An 18,776-nucleotide genomic window follows, 5' to 3' on the forward strand; every position below is an offset into this window, starting at 1 on the left:
TTTTTAGCTGGCCTCTTGTTCAGCTTCACGGGTTCCTTTGAAGAGGGCCCGGATGAATACGATGAAAACACCGAGCATGCCGCCGAGCAGGGTGGCAAGTATGGCAATCAGCGCCCGCTTCGGTTCGCTCTTTTCCTGGGGCACTACCGCCGGATCGATGATTTTGAACACGTACTCCTGCTGGGCGTTGGCCAGCATCACCGTGCGGGTTTCGCTCTCGATAAGCTGGTAGAAAACCTGCTGCATTCCGGCGATGTTGGTATCGGTCAGTTTGTTTTCCAGATAATTGATTCTGGCCTCAGCCTCCGCCACGTCTTGCCGGCGCATGTGTTCGTTGATGTCTTCAACCAGCCATTGCGCCCACTGCTGTGCGGCTGTTGGAGAGAGGCTCTTCACGGAAAATGTAACCATGCCGTTTTCTTTGTTTTCACTGACACTCAGATGGTTTTCTTTAAACGCTTTTACCAGATCCCAGTCTGTGGGTTGCTGGCTTTTGCCATCTTCGTCCGGCAGCCATTGGCCGGTTTCGGGGTTGTACACTTCCCGGTTGTATTGCCACTCGCTCTGTTCGATGTTCCAGCCTTTCACAGCCATGAGCGGTACGGCGAGATTGTGGCGATCAATAAAATCGGCCAGGAACGCACGGGAGCGGAGCACTTCCTTGGCGATAACGGTTTGATTGGAGCCACCACCGCCGAGGTTGATACCCGCGAGGCTGGCCAGGCCGCCGAGCTGACCGGAGATGCCGCTTATTCCACTCTCTTCACTAGCAGGTGCCAGCAACACGCTGGCCTGATAGATATTGGGTTTATGCAGGGCGTAGGCAACACCGCCTGTCGCGAACAGGAAGGTGACGGCGATAATCAGCCATTTGCCGGCCCAGAGGGTGGCAAAGAGCTGACGGAGGTCGATTTCGTCATCGTGTTGCTGTGGGTGAAACACTTCGTATTGAGCCATGATTTAACCGGGTCGGGTGTATAGAGTTGGGTGCTTGAAGTTGGGGTCTGACCCCGTGGGGTCAAGTTGGGTGCTTGTGAAGTTGGGGTCTGACCCCACGGGGTCAGACCCCTTTTTCAGCTTCAGAGGTTGCCGACTGCGGCGGCACCCAGGGCCATCTGGTACACGATCTGGCTCACGTTAGTCCAAAGCTCCAACTGGTTCAGGCGGTCCACATCAATTGGTACGATAACCGTATCCCCCGGCGCCAGTTGCTGGCTGCGGCTGCCAAACCAGCGGCTTTTCTCCGGCAGCATTACCGAGCCGTCTGCCTTTACTACATAAACTCTACTTTCGTCTGCCTGGCGGGTGGGGCCGCCGCTTCGTTCCAGGTAATCATCTACAGTAAGGCCAGCCGTATAGAGATGGCTCGTGGGGAACTGAACTTCACCGAATACGCTGACAGCCTGAGGAATAGTCGGCACGGTCAGTGTATCGCCATCCTGTAATCGGATGGACTGGTAACCGGTGTCTGCCAGCACTTGCGGCAGATCTATCACCATCCTTCCCACTGGCCGGCTACTCTGTACGTCTTCAAGCAAACCTTTCACTTCATCCACACGCTGGGCATTCTGACCCCCAAAAGAGTCACCCTCCAGCTGAACACCGAGGAGGTCTCCCTGCAGCCGTTCTTCCGCTTCGCGGAGCCGCTGCGCTTCCAGTTCGCGCAACTTGGCCCGAGTAAATACCGCACCTTTCGGAAAAGCGTTATCAGTCAGTCCGCCGGCACGCTCAATAACTTCTTTGAGCGTTTCGCCATCCCGGAAGGTATATTCGCCCGGGTAACGCACCTCACCTTTCAGCTCAATTGTGCTGGTTTTTGCGAATTCCGGGATGGATTTGATCAGTATCCGGTCCCGGCTCTGGAGAGCCAGGTTGCCGTTGCCGGCCATGGCATCTGCCAGGCTCACGTTGAGGATGTCCGTTTTGCCGATGCCGTTCTTATCGGTGGTGTAGCGCGCGACCTCCGCATTGAATAGAGACGCCGAATCTCTCAGGCCGCCGGCTACGAATATCGCATCCGAAAGTTGCCCGGACGCGGGCAGGGGGTACTCTCCTGGATATCGAACTGGCCCGGTAATGCGAATGGTCTTTTGTGGCGAAGAAGGTGTTGCCTGGCTTTTCAGGCGGCGGAGTACCGGCTCGAAAAGACTTTCGCGGGTGAACTCCCGCCCTTCTTCACCGCCCTCCACTTTTCCGGCATCTGAGAAGATCAGCAACTGGTCTTTTTCCTCGAGGGGCAGATCAAATGCGCTGCCCGGATTTTGTATGGCCTTTCTCAGACGCAGGTTCAGAACTGAGATAGTGTCGGTCTTTTCATCGGTACGAACGATGGCCGCATAGCGCTTGTCCGCAACAGGCGTCAGGTCTGCGTCCAGGTTCTTGATCACTGAACTGACACGCATGCCGGGCATCCAGGCAAATCGACCGGCCCGGGTGGCTGCACCGCTGATCTCAATGTACTGGCCAGTGATGTCCGAAATTGACGGTATATTCGCTCTGTCACCCGCCTGGATTCGCGCATTCTTTCCTTCGGCTACGGTGTAGTCCGCCTCTGCGATGATGCGCAGGAAATCCTCGCTGGTGCGCTCGATGTTGATGCGCTGGGGGTAGGCTTGGGGAGTAAGGCCGCCGGCCATGCGAACCAGGTCCGCAAGGGTGTTCTCATTTCTCAGCTCATACAGCGCGGGGCGATATACCTCACCTTCAATTCCGGCGCGCTTGCCGACCGGCGGAATGAAGATAACGTCGCCGGGTTGCAGGCGGTTGTCATGGGAGCTATCGCCTCTGAGCAATAGGTCGTACAGATCCAGTGTGCCAACCAGTTTGCCGTTGCGTTTAAGCTGGAGGTTTCGCAGGGAGCCGGTTTGTTTGATGCCACCGGATACGTATAGGGCATTGGTGATGGTTGACAGGGAGCTTACCGAGTAGGAGCCCGGGTTACGCGCTTCACCGAGCACAAACACCCGCATGCTGCGCAGCTCACCGAGGGAGACGCTGGCCTGAACGCCAATGTATTGCTCGGATACCTGCTTGCGTATCTGTTGCCGGGCTTCATCAAAGCTCATCCCTGCCACGCTCATGGGGCCGGACTGCGGGAAGCTGATGGTGCCATCGCGGCTGATGGGCAGCTCCAGGCTCTTGTTTTCCTTACCCCAGAGTTGGATTCGCAATACATCCCCGGGGCCGAGGGTGTACTCGGAGGGGATCGGGATTTCGGTTACCGGGGCGAAGGTGGTTGGGCTGCCCCTGAAAAGATCGTAACCGAAGGGCTTGAGGCCGCCGTTTTTTGCGGCGATCTTCTGCTCCTCCTGCTTCTCATCACGCGCCTTCTCCCGCTCCTCCTCCGGTGTGTTGGGTACCGGCTCCACTACCTGCACTGCACGGGGGCGCTGATTCTGCTGACCGGAGGACTGGAGGCTGTCCAGGTCTATGCCATACTGGCTGGCCAGTGCTTCCTGCTGGGCTTTGGGCAGGGATTTGAATTGCTCAATCTGGGCGGGCGTGATCGATTGGGCATTTGCAGCTAGCGGCAACAGAAGGCTGGCTGTGAAGAGTAGCTTTTTCAGGTTCACTTTATTGAGGGTCCGGGATTTTGAGATTTGAAGTTGTGAAGTTGGGGTCTGACCCCGTGGGGTCAGACCCCTTTTTCAGAGTTCATGACCCCGTGGGGTCAGACCCCTTTTTCAGAGTTCATGACCCCGTGGGGTCAGACCCCTTTTTCCTTTTTCAGAGTTCAGAATCGGTAAGTCCAGGCAGCGCCGAGGGACCATTGATCCTTTTCGCCACCCAGATACTGAATTTTCTTGTCGGTGGCCTGAAGGTTCAGATCCAGCCAGCCGTTGAGTAAACGAGCACCGTAACCGACATCGAGAATGGCCACGTCTTGGTCTCCTTCCGGTACGGTATAGACAATATCCCGGTTTTGGGTGACAGTTCGGTTTCCGCCGTCCTTATTGAGCCTTGCGTAGGTTATTTTCGCGCTGAGGTTTGTGCCGTTGTCGTAAAAATTGAAGGCACCGAGGGTGACGGCTTCCGCGTCGCCATCAAAGCTGGCTGCCATGCTGCGACCGTAATAGCGGTAGCCAGAGCGATAGCGGGAGTGGTCATAGGTGATGTTAGGCATGGCATCACCGAGGAAGTCGTCGGCCAGGGTATTGGTGTATTCGATAAACCATTGCTGGTCCGCTTTAAAGAGCTGGGTGGTCCAGTCCGCCCCCAGAAGCCAGGATTTTCGGGCCGGGAAGGCGCCGGCTTCGTCTTCGCCCATCATCTGGGCATAAACACCCAAGGATTGCTGGCCAATTCCAAAGCCATAGCGCGCGTCGATGCTTGCGAGCTGATTGCCCGGATCGTTTTCCTCAAGCTGCCCGTTATCCCGGCCAATCAGTGCGTTCCAGAGCGTGGAGGCATTTTCCGGCCGCCCTTCCCCACCAAGCATGATCGCCCTGGATAAACCAATGTCCAGTCCGCTTACCGGGCGAAACGTAAAGCGCATGCCGATCAGCTTGGCTTCTGGCACGGCCCTGCCGCTTTCGTATTGGCCGGCGAACGCGGTAAATTGCCAGGGGCCAACCCACTGCAGCCAGTCCGTTTCCGGCGCGGCGCTGTTGTTGCGATTAAGCCAGAGCGCCGGCATCGGGCGGGCGTTATTGGAAAGAATCAGGCTCGACTGCCAACCCGGCCCCCACCAGCGGTCAATGGCTCCGGCACCAAACACCCAGTTGCCGGCTGCCGCGGCCAGATAGGAGCCGTCAAGGCGCAGTTCTTTGCCGTCATCCGATTTATCAGCATAAGCCGGCTTAAGCCCGAGGGCCCAGACTTCGCCTTGCCACTGGAGATTGATTGCCGTTCCGGCCTTCGCCAATGCATTCTGATCAAACCCCCGGATGCCGGGAATCTCACTACTGCCATACAGGCTGTACTCGCCCCGGAAGCCCTGCTGGGCTTGTTGTTCTTTCTCAAAACGGAGGTAGGCGGCGGCTGACCCAACAGACGACTGATCCGAGTTCACACTGGCCTCAAGACCACTGTGCACCGCACTCCACATCAGCGGCCAGGTGCTGACGGTGCGATCCATATGGCCGCGATCTGCCAGCTTTTGTGCCGCAAAACGCGCCCGGGAGTCTCCAGGCTCCAGCCAGGGGGCTGCCGAGAGGGTAACACTTGCCAGGCACGCTACCGCCCCACCGACCAGGGCCCAGTGTTTTAAGGTCATAGAGTTGGATTATCTGAAAAGCGACCGGAAACAGACAATAAGGAAGGGAACAACAAAATCCCAACTGCGTCCCTGTCGGAAGATGAATATGGTGTTTCAGAAAGGTGCTGATTTTACGGCATCGCCTGTGACAAGCAAGTGGCAAAAAGCCAGACACAAGGCGATTCAGAGAGTTATCTGAGTAAAGAATTGTTAAAACTTCGGAAAGGCAAGAAAACCGCTCACGTTTCGGTCAATTGCGCCTTCACCAGGCTTGCGAACTCTGTAAAGAATGCGAGGAAAACACCTCCCATCAAACCCAGCAGGCCGGCCAACAGAACAATCAGGCTCCGAGCCGGCCCCTTACGCTCCGCGCTTTCCCGGCTTACCGTCAAAACTTCCATTGGCTGCATGGAGTTGAGGGTAGCCTCAAGCGATAACCGCTTTTCGAAAGCCGCCGCAATTGCCGCGCCGGCATCCGTTGCGCCTTCCAGCATCTTTATCGTCGAGGAAAGCGATTCGATTTGCCTCTCCAGATTCTCCCTCAGGTTCGATACAGCCGCCGATTGCGCTTCCGAGAGCTTATCAATGAGCAGGGCATGAGACTGTTTGACACCTTCGCTCTGAGATGGCGATGCCTCCGACACCATTCGGATCAGCCCGGTGTTCTCCGGATTCTCGAAGAGGATTTCGAAGGGGATCTGCTCGTCATGGTCCGCATGGTATGTCGACTGATATTCCGGCAGCCAGCGATTCTCCAGTGTTGCAATGACTGTTGCGGGCTTTTCAATGTAACTGCCGGGTTCCTTCTCTGCCAGCTTGATCAGGCTGACATAATCGTATTTCTCCGGCATCAGCACGGCGTAAATAATCCCCGCCAGTAACACTGAAAAAAGCACTGCATAAAACACTCGCCGGCGTTTTAGAAAAGTGGCCGCCAGATCCACCAGGCTGATTTCGTCATCGTAGTGCGACTGAGGTTCGCGAGGTCTTTCTTCCATTAAAGCTTCACCTTCATTGTTATGTGGCGCTGGGCTGAGCTGTTAAGCGAAATTGGCGCAGCTCCGATTCATTGCCCTGCCGGGTCTTCCTGTTATTTCTTTATAGCAGACACCGGCACTTTCACCCGCTGCTGCTTCTGCATGAAGCTGATCAGTACAATCGCCCGCTCTTCGCCATCGTAAGCCTGGAAAATCGCACTGATGCCTTCAAAGGGGCCTTCATTCAGTTGCACGGCCTGGCCCGGTTTGATACCGCCCTGTTCAGCCACCGAATCGAGGCTGTCCTTAATGTGCTGAATGACGCCGTCTGAGATGGGCGCTGGCTTGTTGGCGAAGCTCACTACCCGTATCACGCCCCGGGTGGACCGCAGCTTGGACCATATAGGGTCGGTTTGCTCCAGGTTGACGAAGAGGTAACCGGGGAACAGAGGCTCCAGCTTTTTAGTGCGCTTTCCGGCCTTGATTTTTTCCACCGTGATTTTCGGGAAGAAGCAGGCGATGTCCTGGTTTTGCAGGTGCGCCAGGGCACGGTCGCCCTGGGCGGGTTTGTGTTGGAGGGCGTACCAGGTCATTGGTGCCTCTTGGTTGGGGTGTTTTGGGCGATGTTGGGTGCCGCTTTGGGCCTGATGGTCAAGGACATGCCGAAGGTGCCCAGTATCTGATTGAGTGTTCTGGCAGTTGCATGATTCGCATCGCGCTCAATGGCGGAAATGGTATTCGCGGACAGGCCCGCGATTTTACCAAACCGGCTCTGGCTGAGCCCGGTCCACTCCCGACGCATTCGGCGAATAGCCTGCCCTATTGTAAGCTCCCCCGCGTCCAGGAGTTCAAACATTTCCTGTCGGGCGATGATTCTTTGTTCTGTGGATATCGGTTTTTTTAACTTTGGCATTGGGTGAACCTTTATCCAGGGCCCTGGCCGGTAAGCTGCGGATGACTTAACTGATCCAGAGCCTTCTCTACGGCGTTGAACCGAATAACCTTGTTTTCAAGCATCTCTGCCGGCGCCCCATGCTTTGCCAGTTCTTGCTTCAGGCCCGTCAGCTGCTCCAGTTGGTCAACCACGCCCCTTGTTACCTCACCAGGGTCAGCAGACAAGGCATTAATGATGGAGGGGTAGTCTGGCTCCAGCGTGCCGCTTCTCAACTTCCTGGGCCACAAGGTCGTCCTCGCTATGGCTTCGGGATCTAACACCATTGGGGCAAGGTCGTAGGCTGGCGACAGTTCGATGTGCCTGTCTCGCTTTATAATAGAGGTGTTTCGGCCATGGTTGTCGCGATTGCCGATTGCGGTGTTCAGGATGTCGCGTACCAGATAGTCCGCCAGCAACCTGTCCGGGTTGGCCGGCCAGGTCACACAGGTTTGCAGCTTACTGATGACCTCTGCATGATCAAGACCGGAGCCATCGCCTATCCGGCCCATAATGGAATAGACGGACTCAACACCATGACAAACCAATTCACCATCAACCATTTCCCGGTCGAAACGAGTGAGCCAGAGTGCGAACTGCCCGTCCTGCTCATCAAGGCGTGACTCTTTGATCGTGTTGAAACCGCGACTCTCGAGGGCCCGGTAGATGGCAGCTTCACCCTGCAGTACGGCAACATCGGCGCGGGTTTTACGGCCACGGGGAAACTTCACGAGCCAGTGTTTGCGAATCTCGCTTGGAGGGACCGTTCCTTCAAGGGCAAAGAGCTCTTCGTGGTTTTCCACCAACAACAATTTAGGAGCGTCGCCGCCGGCACCGGTCGCACCACCAATGGCAACACCCATAGCCCGGGCATGCTCGACCAGATTATCGGCGCGAGTGCAAACCTCTTCCGCAGAAAAGTATGAAGGACCGGCCTGGGAAAGCTTCTCAGCAAAAGCATCCGCCGCTTCCTTGATTCGCAGGTTGCCGATTGGGGCAATGCAACCCTCCGCCAACAGCCGGGTATCAATAGCCTGTTCCGGGTCCCGCTCGTATCCAAGCATCTTTAACCAGTGCCTGCGACCCGCGCCCTGTGGAATGATGTCCCGTAACACAGGGGCAATCTCTCCCGCCAGGTAGTCACCGCCCAAATGACAGGGCAGATTAACACCGACGGCTGTTTTATCGATAAGTCCCTGCGCCTCAAAGTCACCCAGCCACTCCAGGGCCTCTACCGCGTAACCCGCACTGTAGGAGAACATGGGCTTCCCGGCCAGGCCTTGCTGCGGCTGTACAAACCGAATAAGCCCGGCATCGTGCCAGCGGTTGTTCCAATGAATCTGGAGTGTGAGCTCCATGGGCTATGCCTTAAATTCCAAGTAGAGTTGAAATTTTAGCATTGATTTGATGTGTTATTACAATTTTGGTTGGAATTATGGGAAAGGCATTTGCCTTCGGAGGAGCGTTTGCTGGTGATTGCCTCTTCGATTTCCCGCATACCTTCTTCCTGAGGTATACCGGCCAGAATTGGCCTGGGTCTCCACCCACTCCTTCATCGGTTCTGGCAATGAAACATTCACTGTAGCCACAGTCATCTCGCTCTCCAACCGCTTTTGACAATTATTGCCAAAGATGAAAGCTCTATATCAAACGCCATAGGCATCAATGGGGTCTGCCCTCTTGATTTTTCAATACCAATCGCCGGATGCGACGAAATATGGATTCAGGACATCTTCCTTACCATATCGCAAGGGCTCACGCTCCAGCGTTTCCACCTTACCACCTGCTGCCGACAACACGGCATGAGCTGCGCCGGTATCCCACTCGCAGGTCGGCCCCAGCCGGGGATAGATATCCGCATGGCCTTCGGCGATTTTGCAGAACTTGAGGGAGCTGCCGGCCTGCACCAGCTCGTGCTCGCCGAGCGTTTCGATGAAAGCTCTGGTTTCTTCGTTGAGGTGGTTTTTGCTGGCCACCACGCGCTTTACGGCCTTGGGCTCGGCAACACGGATACGGCGAACTCTGCCGGTGCGATCACGCATGTAGGCACCCTCGCCTGTTACGCCCCAGTAAGCTTCTTTAAGAGCCGGTGCAATCACCACCCCCATCACCGGCTCGCCGTCTTCGATCATGGCGATGTTAACGGTGAATTCACCATTGCGCTGGGTGAAATCCCTGGTACCGTCGATGGGGTCCACCAGCCAGAACCGGCGCCAGTGTTTGCGCTCTTCCCAGGGAATATCCTTGCCTTCCTCGGAGAGGATGGGGATATCCCGGCTGATGTTGCGCAGGCCGTGGGTGATGATGTCATGGGCGGCAGTGTCTGCAGCCGTGATGGGCGAATCGTCGGTTTTGTAGCTCACTTTGAAGTCCGACTGGTAGATTTGCAGCACTCTCTCGCTGGCCTCGTCGGCCACTTTAATGACATCCGGGAGGATCGAGCTGTAATGCATGTGATTCGCTTCCTGCTTCAGGTCAATTTGGGGTCAGATGAAATGTTCATCTGACCCCATTTTTATAAGCCCATAGTATCATCTAAAAAAAGGGGTCAGAAGAAAGCGTTCTTCTGGCCCCGGATTCACCCGAAAGAAGGAATCAGATATGAAACTTCGCTTCCTTGGCGGCACAGGAACGGTTACCGGCTCTCGCTATCTGCTCTCGGATGACAAGCACCGGGTGCTGGTGGACTGCGGTATGTACCAGGGGGTGAAAACCCTGCGGCGGCGCAACTGGGCGAAGTTTCCGGTGGATCCGTCCACCATTGATGCGGTGGTGCTTACGCACGCTCATATTGACCACTCGGGTTATCTGCCGGCTTTGGTGAAAAACGGCTTCAAGGGCAAGGTGTACTGCACCAAGGCCACCCATGAGCTGTGCAAGGTTCTGCTGCCGGATGCCGGCTTCCTGCAGGAAGAGGACGCGAAATACGCCTTCCGCAAGAAGTTCTCGAAGCACGAGAAACCGGAGCCGTTGTTTACCGAGAAGGACGCCTGGGAAGCCCTCAAGCATTTTGAATCCCTGCACTATCACGAGACGTTCGAGCCGGTGAGAGGGTTCCAGGTAACCTTCACACCGGCCGGGCATATTCTCGGCTCTTCCTGCGTGCACGTTCACCATGAAGGCGATGGCCGGACGATTGTATTCAGTGGTGATGTAGGCCGGCAGAACGACATGATCATGCGGCCGCCGGAGCCGCTGCAAAAAGCGGATGTGCTGGTGTGTGAATCCACCTATGGCGACCGGGTTCATGGCGAGACCGATCCTGAGGCGGAACTGGCGAAGATCATCACGCGGACGGCTGGCCGGGGTGGCATTGTACTTATACCGGCGTTTGCGGTTGGGCGGGCGCAGATGCTGCTTTATGCGATTCACAAGATTATGGGTGATGACAGGATTCCCAAACTGCCGGTATTCCTGAATAGCCCCATGGCCATCAAGGCAACAGAGATTTTCTCCAGGCATCACAAGGAACACAAGCTCAACGCCGCCCAATGCGAACAGATGGACGAGAAAACTGAGTTTGTCCGTACGGTGGAAGAATCCATTAAGCTGGACTCTGTTCGTTACCCCTGCGTGATTATATCCGCCAGCGGCATGGCCAGTGGCGGGCGGGTGCTGCACCACCTGAAGACCTTACTGCCCAATCCGCGAAACAGCATCGTTTTTGCCGGCTTCCAGGCCCCGGGTACCCGGGGCGATGCGCTGGTGAATGGTGCGGAATCGGTGAAGATTCATGGCGAATATTGGCCGGTTAAGGCCGAAATTCATAATCTAGATTCGCTTTCCGCGCACGGGGATTACAAGGAGATTCTGGCCTGGCTGGAGCAAGGCTCACTTAAACCGGAGAAGGTGTACGTCACTCACGGGGAGGCAGTGGCGAGTGACGTGATGCGCAAACGGATTCGGGAGAAATTTGGCTGGGAGGCCGAGGTGCCGGAGTTGTTTGAGGAAGTGGAGGTTTAGCGCGGCCTTGGAGTCGGCCTTGGGGTCAGATGAACTTTTCATCTGACCCCGTTTTCAGACCCCGTTTTCATGCCCACCCGCCTCACGTATTCACGTAACTCATCGCTTTGTTACACTAAACATAACAAAGCGCGGATATTTTCATGCAACCTCTACAATGATTGGAGCGGTGGCTACTTGCCTCCAACTCCGCCAAAACCGGACGCCTTCATTCCTCGGCAGCTTTTCGGGCCTTGCTCCCGGAACTAAGCCAGGGCGTTTATCAATACGCGGGCGCCCCGGACAAGGAAAGCTATCGCGCCTGTCCAGAATAGCTATCGTGCCTGTCCATGATCGCAAGCTATTACTGGAGCAGCTCTTCCAAACTCTGCGCAATCACAAACAAGATCTATTCTGCAGGCCTATAGGCCACCGTGTTTCGACCAGAATTCAGCGGGGGTTATCACCGGATAATGTTCCTTTAACTCAAGCAGGTCTTTATCACCGGTTATCAGGTAATCTACCGAGTGTGTCTGTATCCCGCTTATCAGGGTTCCGAGTACCGGGGTATCTTTGATGTCTCTCACGGATTCCAGTGGCAGCGCCGCTGGCTCAATGACTTCAGCCAGCAGCCCGAGGATGTCCACGAGGTCGTCTATTTCTGCCTCAGACATGCCATGCCGGTGTTGCAGCCTCGGTAATACCCTGCGAATTTCATCCAAAATATACTCGGAGAGATACACATCCACTGCCCCGCTGCGCCAGGCCTGTATGATTTTCCCTGGCACGCTCGCCGGATACGCCATGCCCGATATGATTACGTTGGTGTCAATAACTGCCTGAATCAACGCCATCCCTGGTGCCTTTCATTAATTTCCGGAGCGATCTTCAGCGATCACACTTTCAATTTCTCTCATGCCATCTTCCTGAGGCACACCTGAAAAACCTTTCTCCAATCGCGAACTAAGCGCCTCAAAGCGTTGTTCCATTTTTCGGATTCGGCCAAACAAGCGGGCATCCACCAAGGCTGCCACCGGCTTACCGTCTTTCTTAATCAGGATGCTGTCGTGCCGGTACTGTACCTGATTAATCATCTCACCAAGATTCTGCCGGAACTTCACTGCGCTGGTTTCTGTGATCATGAACGCCTCCAACCATATTGATCGTATTGATCATAGCATACTGGAATGGTGTAAAGCTTTTTTGCCACGGGCGCTCACAGACGGAAAGTGAGGATTGCCGACCAGGGCTTGACAAAGCAATGTTGTGCCTGCCCAAGCAACACATACACTCCACTCGATTTAAATCACGACACAAGAGTCAGGGCTGAAAGCGTCCTTCCAGCGAGGGGCAGCACTCGGATCAATCTCGCACCGCCAGATGCCGCCAGCGCTGCGCTCAAATCTGATTAAAACACCCGCCAGGTTTGGGTGGGCATTGCCCCCCATGGTCACCTGAATGTGACCAGAACCGTCAGCGTTAACTACAGCGATATCTGTGGCGGCATCCCCCGTGGTGAGGTTTGAGGGGGTATACCCCAGCGCATTATTCGTAACGGAACCAGAACCGGACACTTGGGATTCAAAGGACGTTTTGTAGGTCGAAAGTTCTCCGACAGCCCTATTTACCTGGGATTTCGACACATAACCCTGATAGGAGGGTATCGCGACGGCGGCCAGTATGCCGATGATGGCGACGACGATCATAAGTTCAATCAGGGTAAAGCCGCCGTTTTTTCGTTGCATAATAAAATTGCACCAGGATTGAGATATCGATTGTCTTGACTGATGCAAAAGGCCGGCCAGATTAAGCGTATCACTCATAACCCATTATTTTGAGGCGGCATCTGGCTGGGATGCCTCGGGAAATACCCGTGAAACCAGAACCGGGGAAGGTGGCCGAGTGAGACTTCGTTCTGGTAATAATCAAGATCGTCAGCCATCGCCTGCTGGTATCTGAGCACTTCACGGAACCAAACCGTACTGGCGACGAGAAACACCATGATAAGGGCGTATCCAGCCATTCTCGGGAGCCTTGACTGGCTGACAGAGGCAGTCATTGTTCGTTGCGCAGGTTCCGGTTTCATGAGTGCCCAAAAAACCGCAAGTATTGGCAACCCCACCAACATGGACCCTGGTGCGATGAACACCGCCGACACGCCGGCGTGAACCAGAGCGGACAGCACCGAGGCCGTGAACGCCACCAACAATAGACCATTATGGGCCTGCCTGGCCCGAACCACTGCAATCTGACGCCACAAATGTCGCAACGCAAAACCACACAGGATGACCAGGCCCACTATGGAAATCCACCCGTACTCCGCCGCCCACATCAGGTACATGTTGTGAGGGTGCCCTAACTTCGGGGATGCCCGGTAAGCATCTGTCAGAATGTCATGAGTCAGCCACGATTGGGGCCCCATGCCGAACGGGACGTACTGCAAACTCATAGCCCAGGCTTCTTGCCATAAGGGCATACGCCCGGAGCTGTCTGCCTTGAGCCCACGAACCTGAATCTCATCAAACACGAGGCTGGGAATAACCACTGACAGGATGAGCCAGGCGACCAACCCGTAAACCGCAAATCGGGCGAACAACCTTACCCAAGGCAGTGCCGCTCTTCCAAAGCAGGCCCACACCAAAACAAAACCAATAAGCAAGCCAATCATGGAACCGCGGGACGATGACAGAAACAGCATCCACCACCATACAGCCCCCGTAAACGCAGCACCCATCCGCCAGAGCGTGTTTCGTTTACAGGGCACAACCAGAAGAAATAATGGAAACAGCGGTATCAGCCAAGTCGCTATGTGGCTCCAGTAACGGATATTCACAAAGCCCCACGGAATAATGTGGTCGAGCTGGGAGAAGTCATCGGTAATGGCAAAAAGATAAACTGTGATCGTCATCGCTGCATAGAAGAAACAAACTACCGCAGCCACCACTACCAGCGCCTGTGCGGCCTCCCGAGCCAGACCCTCCGTCCGGATAACGTAGCCACTGATGCCAAATGCGAAAAAGTAAAGCGCATAAAACACCGGCTCCACCAGATAAAAAGGCCCGGAGGGATATTGCAGCATGGCAAGTAGAAAGCTGAACACCAGCAAGAGAAACGGCCACACCTCCTGCACTGCAGACGCCAGTTGCCCCCTATATGACAGCCTCCCAAGCCCCAGGGCAATCACGGCAATCAACAACAACGAGAGCAAAATCCGCTGATCCGCATAGGCACCAAAAACTGATGGAATAAAGTCGGCAAATAGGACTGAACCAAAGAACAGAGCGAAAACCGGAACCAAAACCGGGGAAGACTTGTTTTTCATTTTTTGCGCGGCCGAGAACAGGGATTAGAGAACAGCGGAGGACCATCAACGATCCGCTACTCCTTCATTCTGAATTCTGACTAAACTTTCCGAACAGGACCAGAATAACGAACCACCAACTCGTCAGAGGTTAAAAGAGTTCAGCAATCTCAGCATCCACCCGGTCAAACTTTTCCGGCATCCATGTCCATCGACTTGCTCCAGTATTCCAGTGCCTGTCTGCCTGTTCCACCTCCTGTTCCAGAGTATTCCAGCGCCTGTCCATGAAAGGATGATGTCCATGAAAGGATGAATTTCGCGTCAAACCCAGTCTGCGTATATAAGACCAGGAACACGGGCAAATTCACGCACGTTGTTTGTTATCAAAGTGCAAGCAGTGGCGATTGCGTGCCCTGCTATGGCCGTATCGTTGGGGCCAATGAGCGTGCCTGTTTTACTAAGCTCCAGCATTACACTTACTGTCGCGTCTACTGCCCGCTGATCCCAGGGCAGAACGGCATCAGTTCGCTTAACAAATTCATCAACCAGCGCCTTGTGTTTGGTTGAGGCCTTTTTGCCAATCTGGCCGTAACGCATTTCGGCATAGGTGATGGCAGAAATGACAATCTGGTTGCCCTGCTCAACCTCGGCAGTTAATCGCTGGATGACCGCTGCGGGGTGTTCTCGCATGATGAAGGAGCAGATACACGTGTCGAGCATGAACGTAGTCACAGATTAAATCTACCTTCATCACCGGTGATCACAGGGCGCTCCTGAAGAAACTCGGGGGTTGCTTTTGGCATCTCAAGCAGAGATGCCCAGGATGGCCTCACAGGGCGAAGAGTAATCACGTCCCCCTCCCGCAAAATCTCAAGCTCCCCAACACCTTCATAGGCCATATCAGCAGGTAGCCGAATAGCCTGATTCTTACCATTTTTGAAAATAGAAACAGTACGCATCTTTTTACCTCCAGTTAAGGGATCACAGAGTTACTGTAGTGCATATGCCATACATATGCAAACAAGATGCATGGCCCCGCAGTGTTCAATAAACCCAGAATAGGCGCACCACAAAAAGCAAAGGCCCGGGGGTCGAAACCACCGGGCCTTTGGGAATCAGGTCAGGCTAAGCCGAGCCTATCCATCCGAGATTGCACCTTGAGATCAAGCTGCGCCTGTCCATCCTAGGTCTGTCCGAGAGATCATGCGGCGGATTCGTGCTCAATATCCCAACCTGGGAATACAAGCACGGCAGGATGGCATTGCAGAGCCCGAGCCAAGACCTTTGCACGTTCAACACCCAGGCGCACCCGATCATTTTCGATAGCCGAAATAGTAGACTGGGGTATGCCAGTAGCCGCAGCTAGCTCATTCTGACTCATACCCTGAAGTTCACGCAGAATCCGGACAGATTCGCCAACAGAAACCTCAACTCTTCTTTTAGCTTTATCATTATGTATTATTCATAGTGGCTCCAGAGCCTTAGAACCTTCACCACCCGCTCGTCTTCGTGCACTTGGTAAACCAGACGATGCTGGATATTGATACGGCGTGAGTAGGCTCCTGCAAGATCGCCAATGAGTTTCTCAAACGGAGGCGGCTTGCGGTATGGATCTTCCGCTATAAGCGCTAACAGTTCCTGGGCTTTTGGTTTGAGACCGCTGGAGGCCAACTTCTTTGCGTCTTTCTGGGCTTGCTTGGTGTAAACCAACTTCCATGTCACCAGTCCAGCTCCTCATCGCACTCATCCACAGGGGTGTCCATCCCCTCACGAATAGATTCACGCATACCCGGTACGGAGAGCAGATAAAGTGTTTCCTGAATTGCAGACCAATCTTCTTCGGATACCAAGACCGCTTTATTCCGCTTACCCATAATGACGATTGGCTGATGGGACTCGGCAGTTTCATCAATCAACCGATACAGGTTGCTGCGCGCCTCAGTTGCTGTGATCCCCGTCATGACGCACCTCTTGTGTGTTTAAATTCTAATCAAGTGTACGCCTTTTGGAACGTACGTCAAGACGAACGCTTTGCAGCGCTGCCAGCATGCGCGCCTTTGCAGTGGAGGCAAAGCCGCACCGAAAAAGGCGTCGCCGTGTCTGGTCTGGCCTGGCTAACTCTTGAAATACTCTACTGTATCCTCATCCAGCCTAATCGTTACCTGCTTCTTAAGCTTCGCGGCGTAGGCTCGCGCAGCAGGGCCACATGAAGCGCGGCCTCCACCTCTCCGGTCAGCCCTGGCCGTTCCATGATCTCACGCATGTTATTCATCGGCGGTTCTGCCCTACCCCGCGCAGCAGGACAATTGTTTTACCTCCTTGGTGAACGTCTGGGCACACAACTTTAGACCTTCCACCATGGTCAGGTACGGGAACAGTTCGTCGGCAATATCGTTGACGGTCATGCGCGCACGCAGCGCCATCACGGCGGTCTGGATCAGCTCACCGGCCTCGCCTGCCACGGCCTGAACACCCAGTAATCGCCCGCTTTCACGCTCCGCGACGATCTTGATGAAGCCCCCGGTATCGAAGTTAACCAGCGCCCGGGGCACGTTGTCGAGGGTCAGGATGCGGCTGTCGGTGGCATATCCCCGAGCCTCAGCGTCTGTCTCGGACAGGCCGACGGTGGCAACTTGCGGATCGGTAAAAATCACTTCGGGCATGGCGCTGAGATCGAGGCTGGCGTCACCGCCGGTCATATTGATGGCCGCCCGGCTACCACCGGCGGCGGCCACGTAGACAAACTGGGGCTGGTCGGTGCAATCGCCAGCGGCGTAGATGCCCGGCGCAGTGGTTTGAAGATGTTTGTCAATCTGGATCGCACCGCCCTCGGTGGCAACGCCGATGGCTTCGAGGTTCAGGTTTTCAGTATTGGGTGTGCGACCACTGGCCACCAGCAGTTGCTCCGCCTGCAACATGCCGGCGTTGGTCTGCAGGGTGAACAGTTGGCCGTCGTGAGCAATCTCGCTGGCCTGGGTCTGCTTGAGCACTTCAATACCCTCGCGACGGAAGGCCGCTTCCATCGCCTCACCCACCGCCGGGTCTTCCTGTGACAGCACCCGGCTGCGGGCCAGAACGGTGACCTGGCTACCGAGGCGGGCAAAGGCTTGTGCCAGTTCCAGGGCCACCACCGAGGCACCGATTACAACCAGGCGCTCGGGAATGCGATCCAGTTCCAGCGCACTGGTGGACGTTAGATAGGGCGTCTCGGCCAGCCCCGGAACGGGTGGTTCAGCGGGCCGGGCGCCGGTGCCGATAAAGGCCCGGTCAAAGCTCACCGTCTGCTCGCCGCCGGCGTTGAGCGTAACCGTCAGCGTGCGCTCGTCCACGAACCGCGCCTCACCCCTGAGAACGGTAATCGCGGCATTGTCATTGAGAATATTCTGGTACTTGGACTCACGCAGTTCCTCCACTCTCCCCTGTTGCTGAGCCAGTAGCGCCGGACGATCCACCACCGGCGCCTGGGCGCTCAGGCCGCCATCAAACGGGCTTTCCCGGCGAAGGTGGGCGATGTGAGCCGCCCGGATCATGATTTTGGAGGGCACACAGCCAATGTTGACGCAGGTTCCGCCAATGGTGCCGCGCTCAATCAGTGTCACGCGGGCACCGCGTTCAGTTGCTTTCAGGGCTGCGGCCATGGCACTGCCGCCACTGCCAATCACGGCAATGTGAAGTTTGTTGCCACTCATAAACGTTACTCCTGTTTTGCCTGAGGCTGTTTCAGTGTGGACGGATAGCCCGCGTTGGTCGTGGCTTGAGTCAGCGCCTCAACGGAGGTTTTCGCATCGTCGAAGGTGACCGTGGCATCGCGTTCTTCATAACGGACATCAACAGAACTCACCCCCTCGACCTGGTTAAGAGCCGCTTTAACGGTTATCGGGCAGGCCGAACAGGTCATGCCTGGGACAGACAAGGTGACTGTTTGTTGCGCCGCCAGGGCCGGCAGGCTAACAAACAGCAACAACGCAGTGGCAGTCAGTGATTTTTTCATGGTGTAGTGCCTCTCAGTAAAATAGGGGTAAAACATAAGGGAAAGCCAACGCCACCAGAATAAGCAGCGCGACGATCCAGAAAACGACCTTGTAGGCCGTGCGCACTTGCGGCACCGCGCAGACATCGCCTGGCTGGCAGGCCCCAGCGGGACGGTATATCTGGCGCCAGGCAAAGACCATCGCCACCAGTGCCGCACCGATGAACCATGGCCGATAGGGTTCCAGGGCGGCCAGGTTGCCAATCCAGGCGCCGGAAATACCCAGCGTGATTAGCACCAGGGGGCCGAGGCAGCAGGCAGACGCCAGGACGGCCGCAACCCCCCCGGCAATCAGCGAACCGCGACCGGATTTGGACTCTGACATTACGATGGCTCCTTTCATGAGATGGGTGACTGAGATAAGGTTACTCCCGTAGTCAGCTACGGAATCAACCTTT

The 18,776-nt window shown here is 55.5% G+C and carries 21 protein-coding genes and 1 pseudogene; 1 reads left to right on the top strand and 21 read right to left on the bottom strand.

What is annotated here, in order from left to right; translation table 11 throughout:
- Positions 1-3: 3 nt before the first annotated feature.
- The 8 genes from QPL96_RS02925 to cysQ form a co-directional block, all read right to left on the bottom strand.
- Positions 4-957: a Wzz/FepE/Etk N-terminal domain-containing protein gene (locus QPL96_RS02925; RefSeq protein ID WP_303285459.1), complete on the bottom strand. Its 954-nt coding sequence runs from the start codon at positions 955-957 to the stop codon at positions 4-6.
- 122 nt (positions 958-1,079) lie between these two features.
- Entirely contained in the window at positions 1,080-3,572 is a 2,493-nt protein-coding gene (locus QPL96_RS02930) for an SLBB domain-containing protein (RefSeq protein WP_303285461.1), read from the bottom strand.
- A gap of 161 nt (positions 3,573-3,733) precedes the next feature.
- Complete coding sequence (locus tag QPL96_RS02935) at positions 3,734-5,215, bottom strand: capsule assembly Wzi family protein (protein WP_303285462.1); 1,482 nt, start codon at positions 5,213-5,215, stop codon at positions 3,734-3,736.
- 221 nt (positions 5,216-5,436) lie between these two features.
- On the bottom strand, positions 5,437-6,195 hold the full coding sequence (locus QPL96_RS02940) for a Wzz/FepE/Etk N-terminal domain-containing protein (protein ID WP_303285463.1): 759 nt from the start codon (positions 6,193-6,195) through the stop codon (positions 5,437-5,439).
- A gap of 92 nt (positions 6,196-6,287) precedes the next feature.
- The gene (rfaH, locus tag QPL96_RS02945) at positions 6,288-6,767 is read right to left on the bottom strand and encodes a transcription/translation regulatory transformer protein RfaH (protein WP_303285464.1); all 480 of its coding nucleotides are present in this window, start codon (positions 6,765-6,767) and stop codon (positions 6,288-6,290) included.
- On the bottom strand, positions 6,764-7,087 hold the full coding sequence (locus tag QPL96_RS02950; RefSeq protein WP_303285466.1) for a helix-turn-helix domain-containing protein: 324 nt from the start codon (positions 7,085-7,087) through the stop codon (positions 6,764-6,766). The genes rfaH and QPL96_RS02950 overlap by 4 nt, the downstream gene beginning before the upstream one ends.
- 11 nt (positions 7,088-7,098) lie before the next feature.
- Entirely contained in the window at positions 7,099-8,463 is a 1,365-nt protein-coding gene (locus QPL96_RS02955; protein WP_303285467.1) for a HipA domain-containing protein, read from the bottom strand.
- Between the two features lie 330 nt (positions 8,464-8,793).
- Positions 8,794-9,558 (bottom strand): 3'(2'),5'-bisphosphate nucleotidase CysQ, encoded by a 765-nt coding sequence (cysQ, locus tag QPL96_RS02960; protein WP_303285468.1) that lies wholly within the window; start codon positions 9,556-9,558, stop codon positions 8,794-8,796.
- A gap of 148 nt (positions 9,559-9,706) precedes the next feature.
- Between cysQ and QPL96_RS02965 the strand changes: the two genes are divergently transcribed.
- Positions 9,707-11,068 (top strand): MBL fold metallo-hydrolase, encoded by a 1,362-nt coding sequence (locus QPL96_RS02965; protein WP_303285470.1) that lies wholly within the window; start codon positions 9,707-9,709, stop codon positions 11,066-11,068.
- A gap of 401 nt (positions 11,069-11,469) precedes the next feature.
- On the opposite strand, the gene QPL96_RS02970 is transcribed toward QPL96_RS02965, so the two are convergent.
- The 13 genes and pseudogenes from QPL96_RS02970 to merT form a co-directional block, all read right to left on the bottom strand.
- Positions 11,470-11,901 carry a putative toxin-antitoxin system toxin component, PIN family gene (locus QPL96_RS02970; protein WP_303285472.1) on the bottom strand — a complete coding sequence of 144 codons (432 nt, stop codon included), beginning with the start codon at positions 11,899-11,901 and terminating at the stop codon, positions 11,470-11,472.
- 15 nt (positions 11,902-11,916) lie between these two features.
- Positions 11,917-12,189 carry a type II toxin-antitoxin system Phd/YefM family antitoxin gene (locus QPL96_RS02975; protein ID WP_303285474.1) on the bottom strand — a complete coding sequence of 91 codons (273 nt, stop codon included), beginning with the start codon at positions 12,187-12,189 and terminating at the stop codon, positions 11,917-11,919.
- Positions 12,190-12,348: 159 nt separating this feature from the next.
- The gene (locus tag QPL96_RS02980; protein ID WP_303285475.1) at positions 12,349-12,870 is read right to left on the bottom strand and encodes a pilin; all 522 of its coding nucleotides are present in this window, start codon (positions 12,868-12,870) and stop codon (positions 12,349-12,351) included.
- On the bottom strand, positions 12,867-14,246 hold the full coding sequence (locus tag QPL96_RS02985) for an O-antigen ligase (protein ID WP_303285476.1): 1,380 nt from the start codon (positions 14,244-14,246) through the stop codon (positions 12,867-12,869). The genes QPL96_RS02980 and QPL96_RS02985 overlap by 4 nt, the downstream gene beginning before the upstream one ends.
- A gap of 423 nt (positions 14,247-14,669) precedes the next feature.
- Positions 14,670-15,080 carry a type II toxin-antitoxin system VapC family toxin gene (locus QPL96_RS02990; protein WP_303285477.1) on the bottom strand — a complete coding sequence of 137 codons (411 nt, stop codon included), beginning with the start codon at positions 15,078-15,080 and terminating at the stop codon, positions 14,670-14,672.
- Positions 15,077-15,307 (bottom strand): type II toxin-antitoxin system VapB family antitoxin, encoded by a 231-nt coding sequence (gene vapB / locus QPL96_RS02995; RefSeq protein ID WP_303285478.1) that lies wholly within the window; start codon positions 15,305-15,307, stop codon positions 15,077-15,079. Before vapB ends, QPL96_RS02990 begins: the two co-directional genes overlap by 4 nt.
- A gap of 242 nt (positions 15,308-15,549) precedes the next feature.
- Entirely contained in the window at positions 15,550-15,810 is a 261-nt protein-coding gene (locus QPL96_RS19435; RefSeq protein WP_368388903.1) for a helix-turn-helix domain-containing protein, read from the bottom strand.
- The gene (locus QPL96_RS03000) at positions 15,807-16,070 is read right to left on the bottom strand and encodes a Txe/YoeB family addiction module toxin (RefSeq protein WP_303285479.1); all 264 of its coding nucleotides are present in this window, start codon (positions 16,068-16,070) and stop codon (positions 15,807-15,809) included. The genes QPL96_RS19435 and QPL96_RS03000 overlap by 4 nt, the downstream gene beginning before the upstream one ends.
- Complete coding sequence (locus QPL96_RS03005; protein ID WP_058092928.1) at positions 16,067-16,309, bottom strand: type II toxin-antitoxin system Phd/YefM family antitoxin; 243 nt, start codon at positions 16,307-16,309, stop codon at positions 16,067-16,069. Before QPL96_RS03005 ends, QPL96_RS03000 begins: the two co-directional genes overlap by 4 nt.
- A 153-nt stretch (positions 16,310-16,462) precedes the next feature.
- Positions 16,463-16,522 (bottom strand): annotated as a pseudogene (locus QPL96_RS03010) (BrnA antitoxin family protein); the annotation flags it as partial.
- 111 nt (positions 16,523-16,633) lie between these two features.
- Positions 16,634-18,037: a mercury(II) reductase gene (merA, locus tag QPL96_RS03015; protein WP_303285481.1), complete on the bottom strand. Its 1,404-nt coding sequence runs from the start codon at positions 18,035-18,037 to the stop codon at positions 16,634-16,636.
- 5 nt (positions 18,038-18,042) lie between these two features.
- The gene (gene merP / locus QPL96_RS03020) at positions 18,043-18,339 is read right to left on the bottom strand and encodes a mercury resistance system periplasmic binding protein MerP (RefSeq protein WP_303285482.1); all 297 of its coding nucleotides are present in this window, start codon (positions 18,337-18,339) and stop codon (positions 18,043-18,045) included.
- 13 nt (positions 18,340-18,352) lie between these two features.
- Positions 18,353-18,703 carry a mercuric ion transporter MerT gene (merT, locus tag QPL96_RS03025; protein WP_303285483.1) on the bottom strand — a complete coding sequence of 117 codons (351 nt, stop codon included), beginning with the start codon at positions 18,701-18,703 and terminating at the stop codon, positions 18,353-18,355.
- Between the last annotated feature and the right edge of the window lie 73 nt (positions 18,704-18,776).

It is taken from the genome of Marinobacter sp. SS8-8, assembly GCF_030540945.1.
Lineage (GTDB): Bacteria > Pseudomonadota > Gammaproteobacteria > Pseudomonadales > Oleiphilaceae > Marinobacter.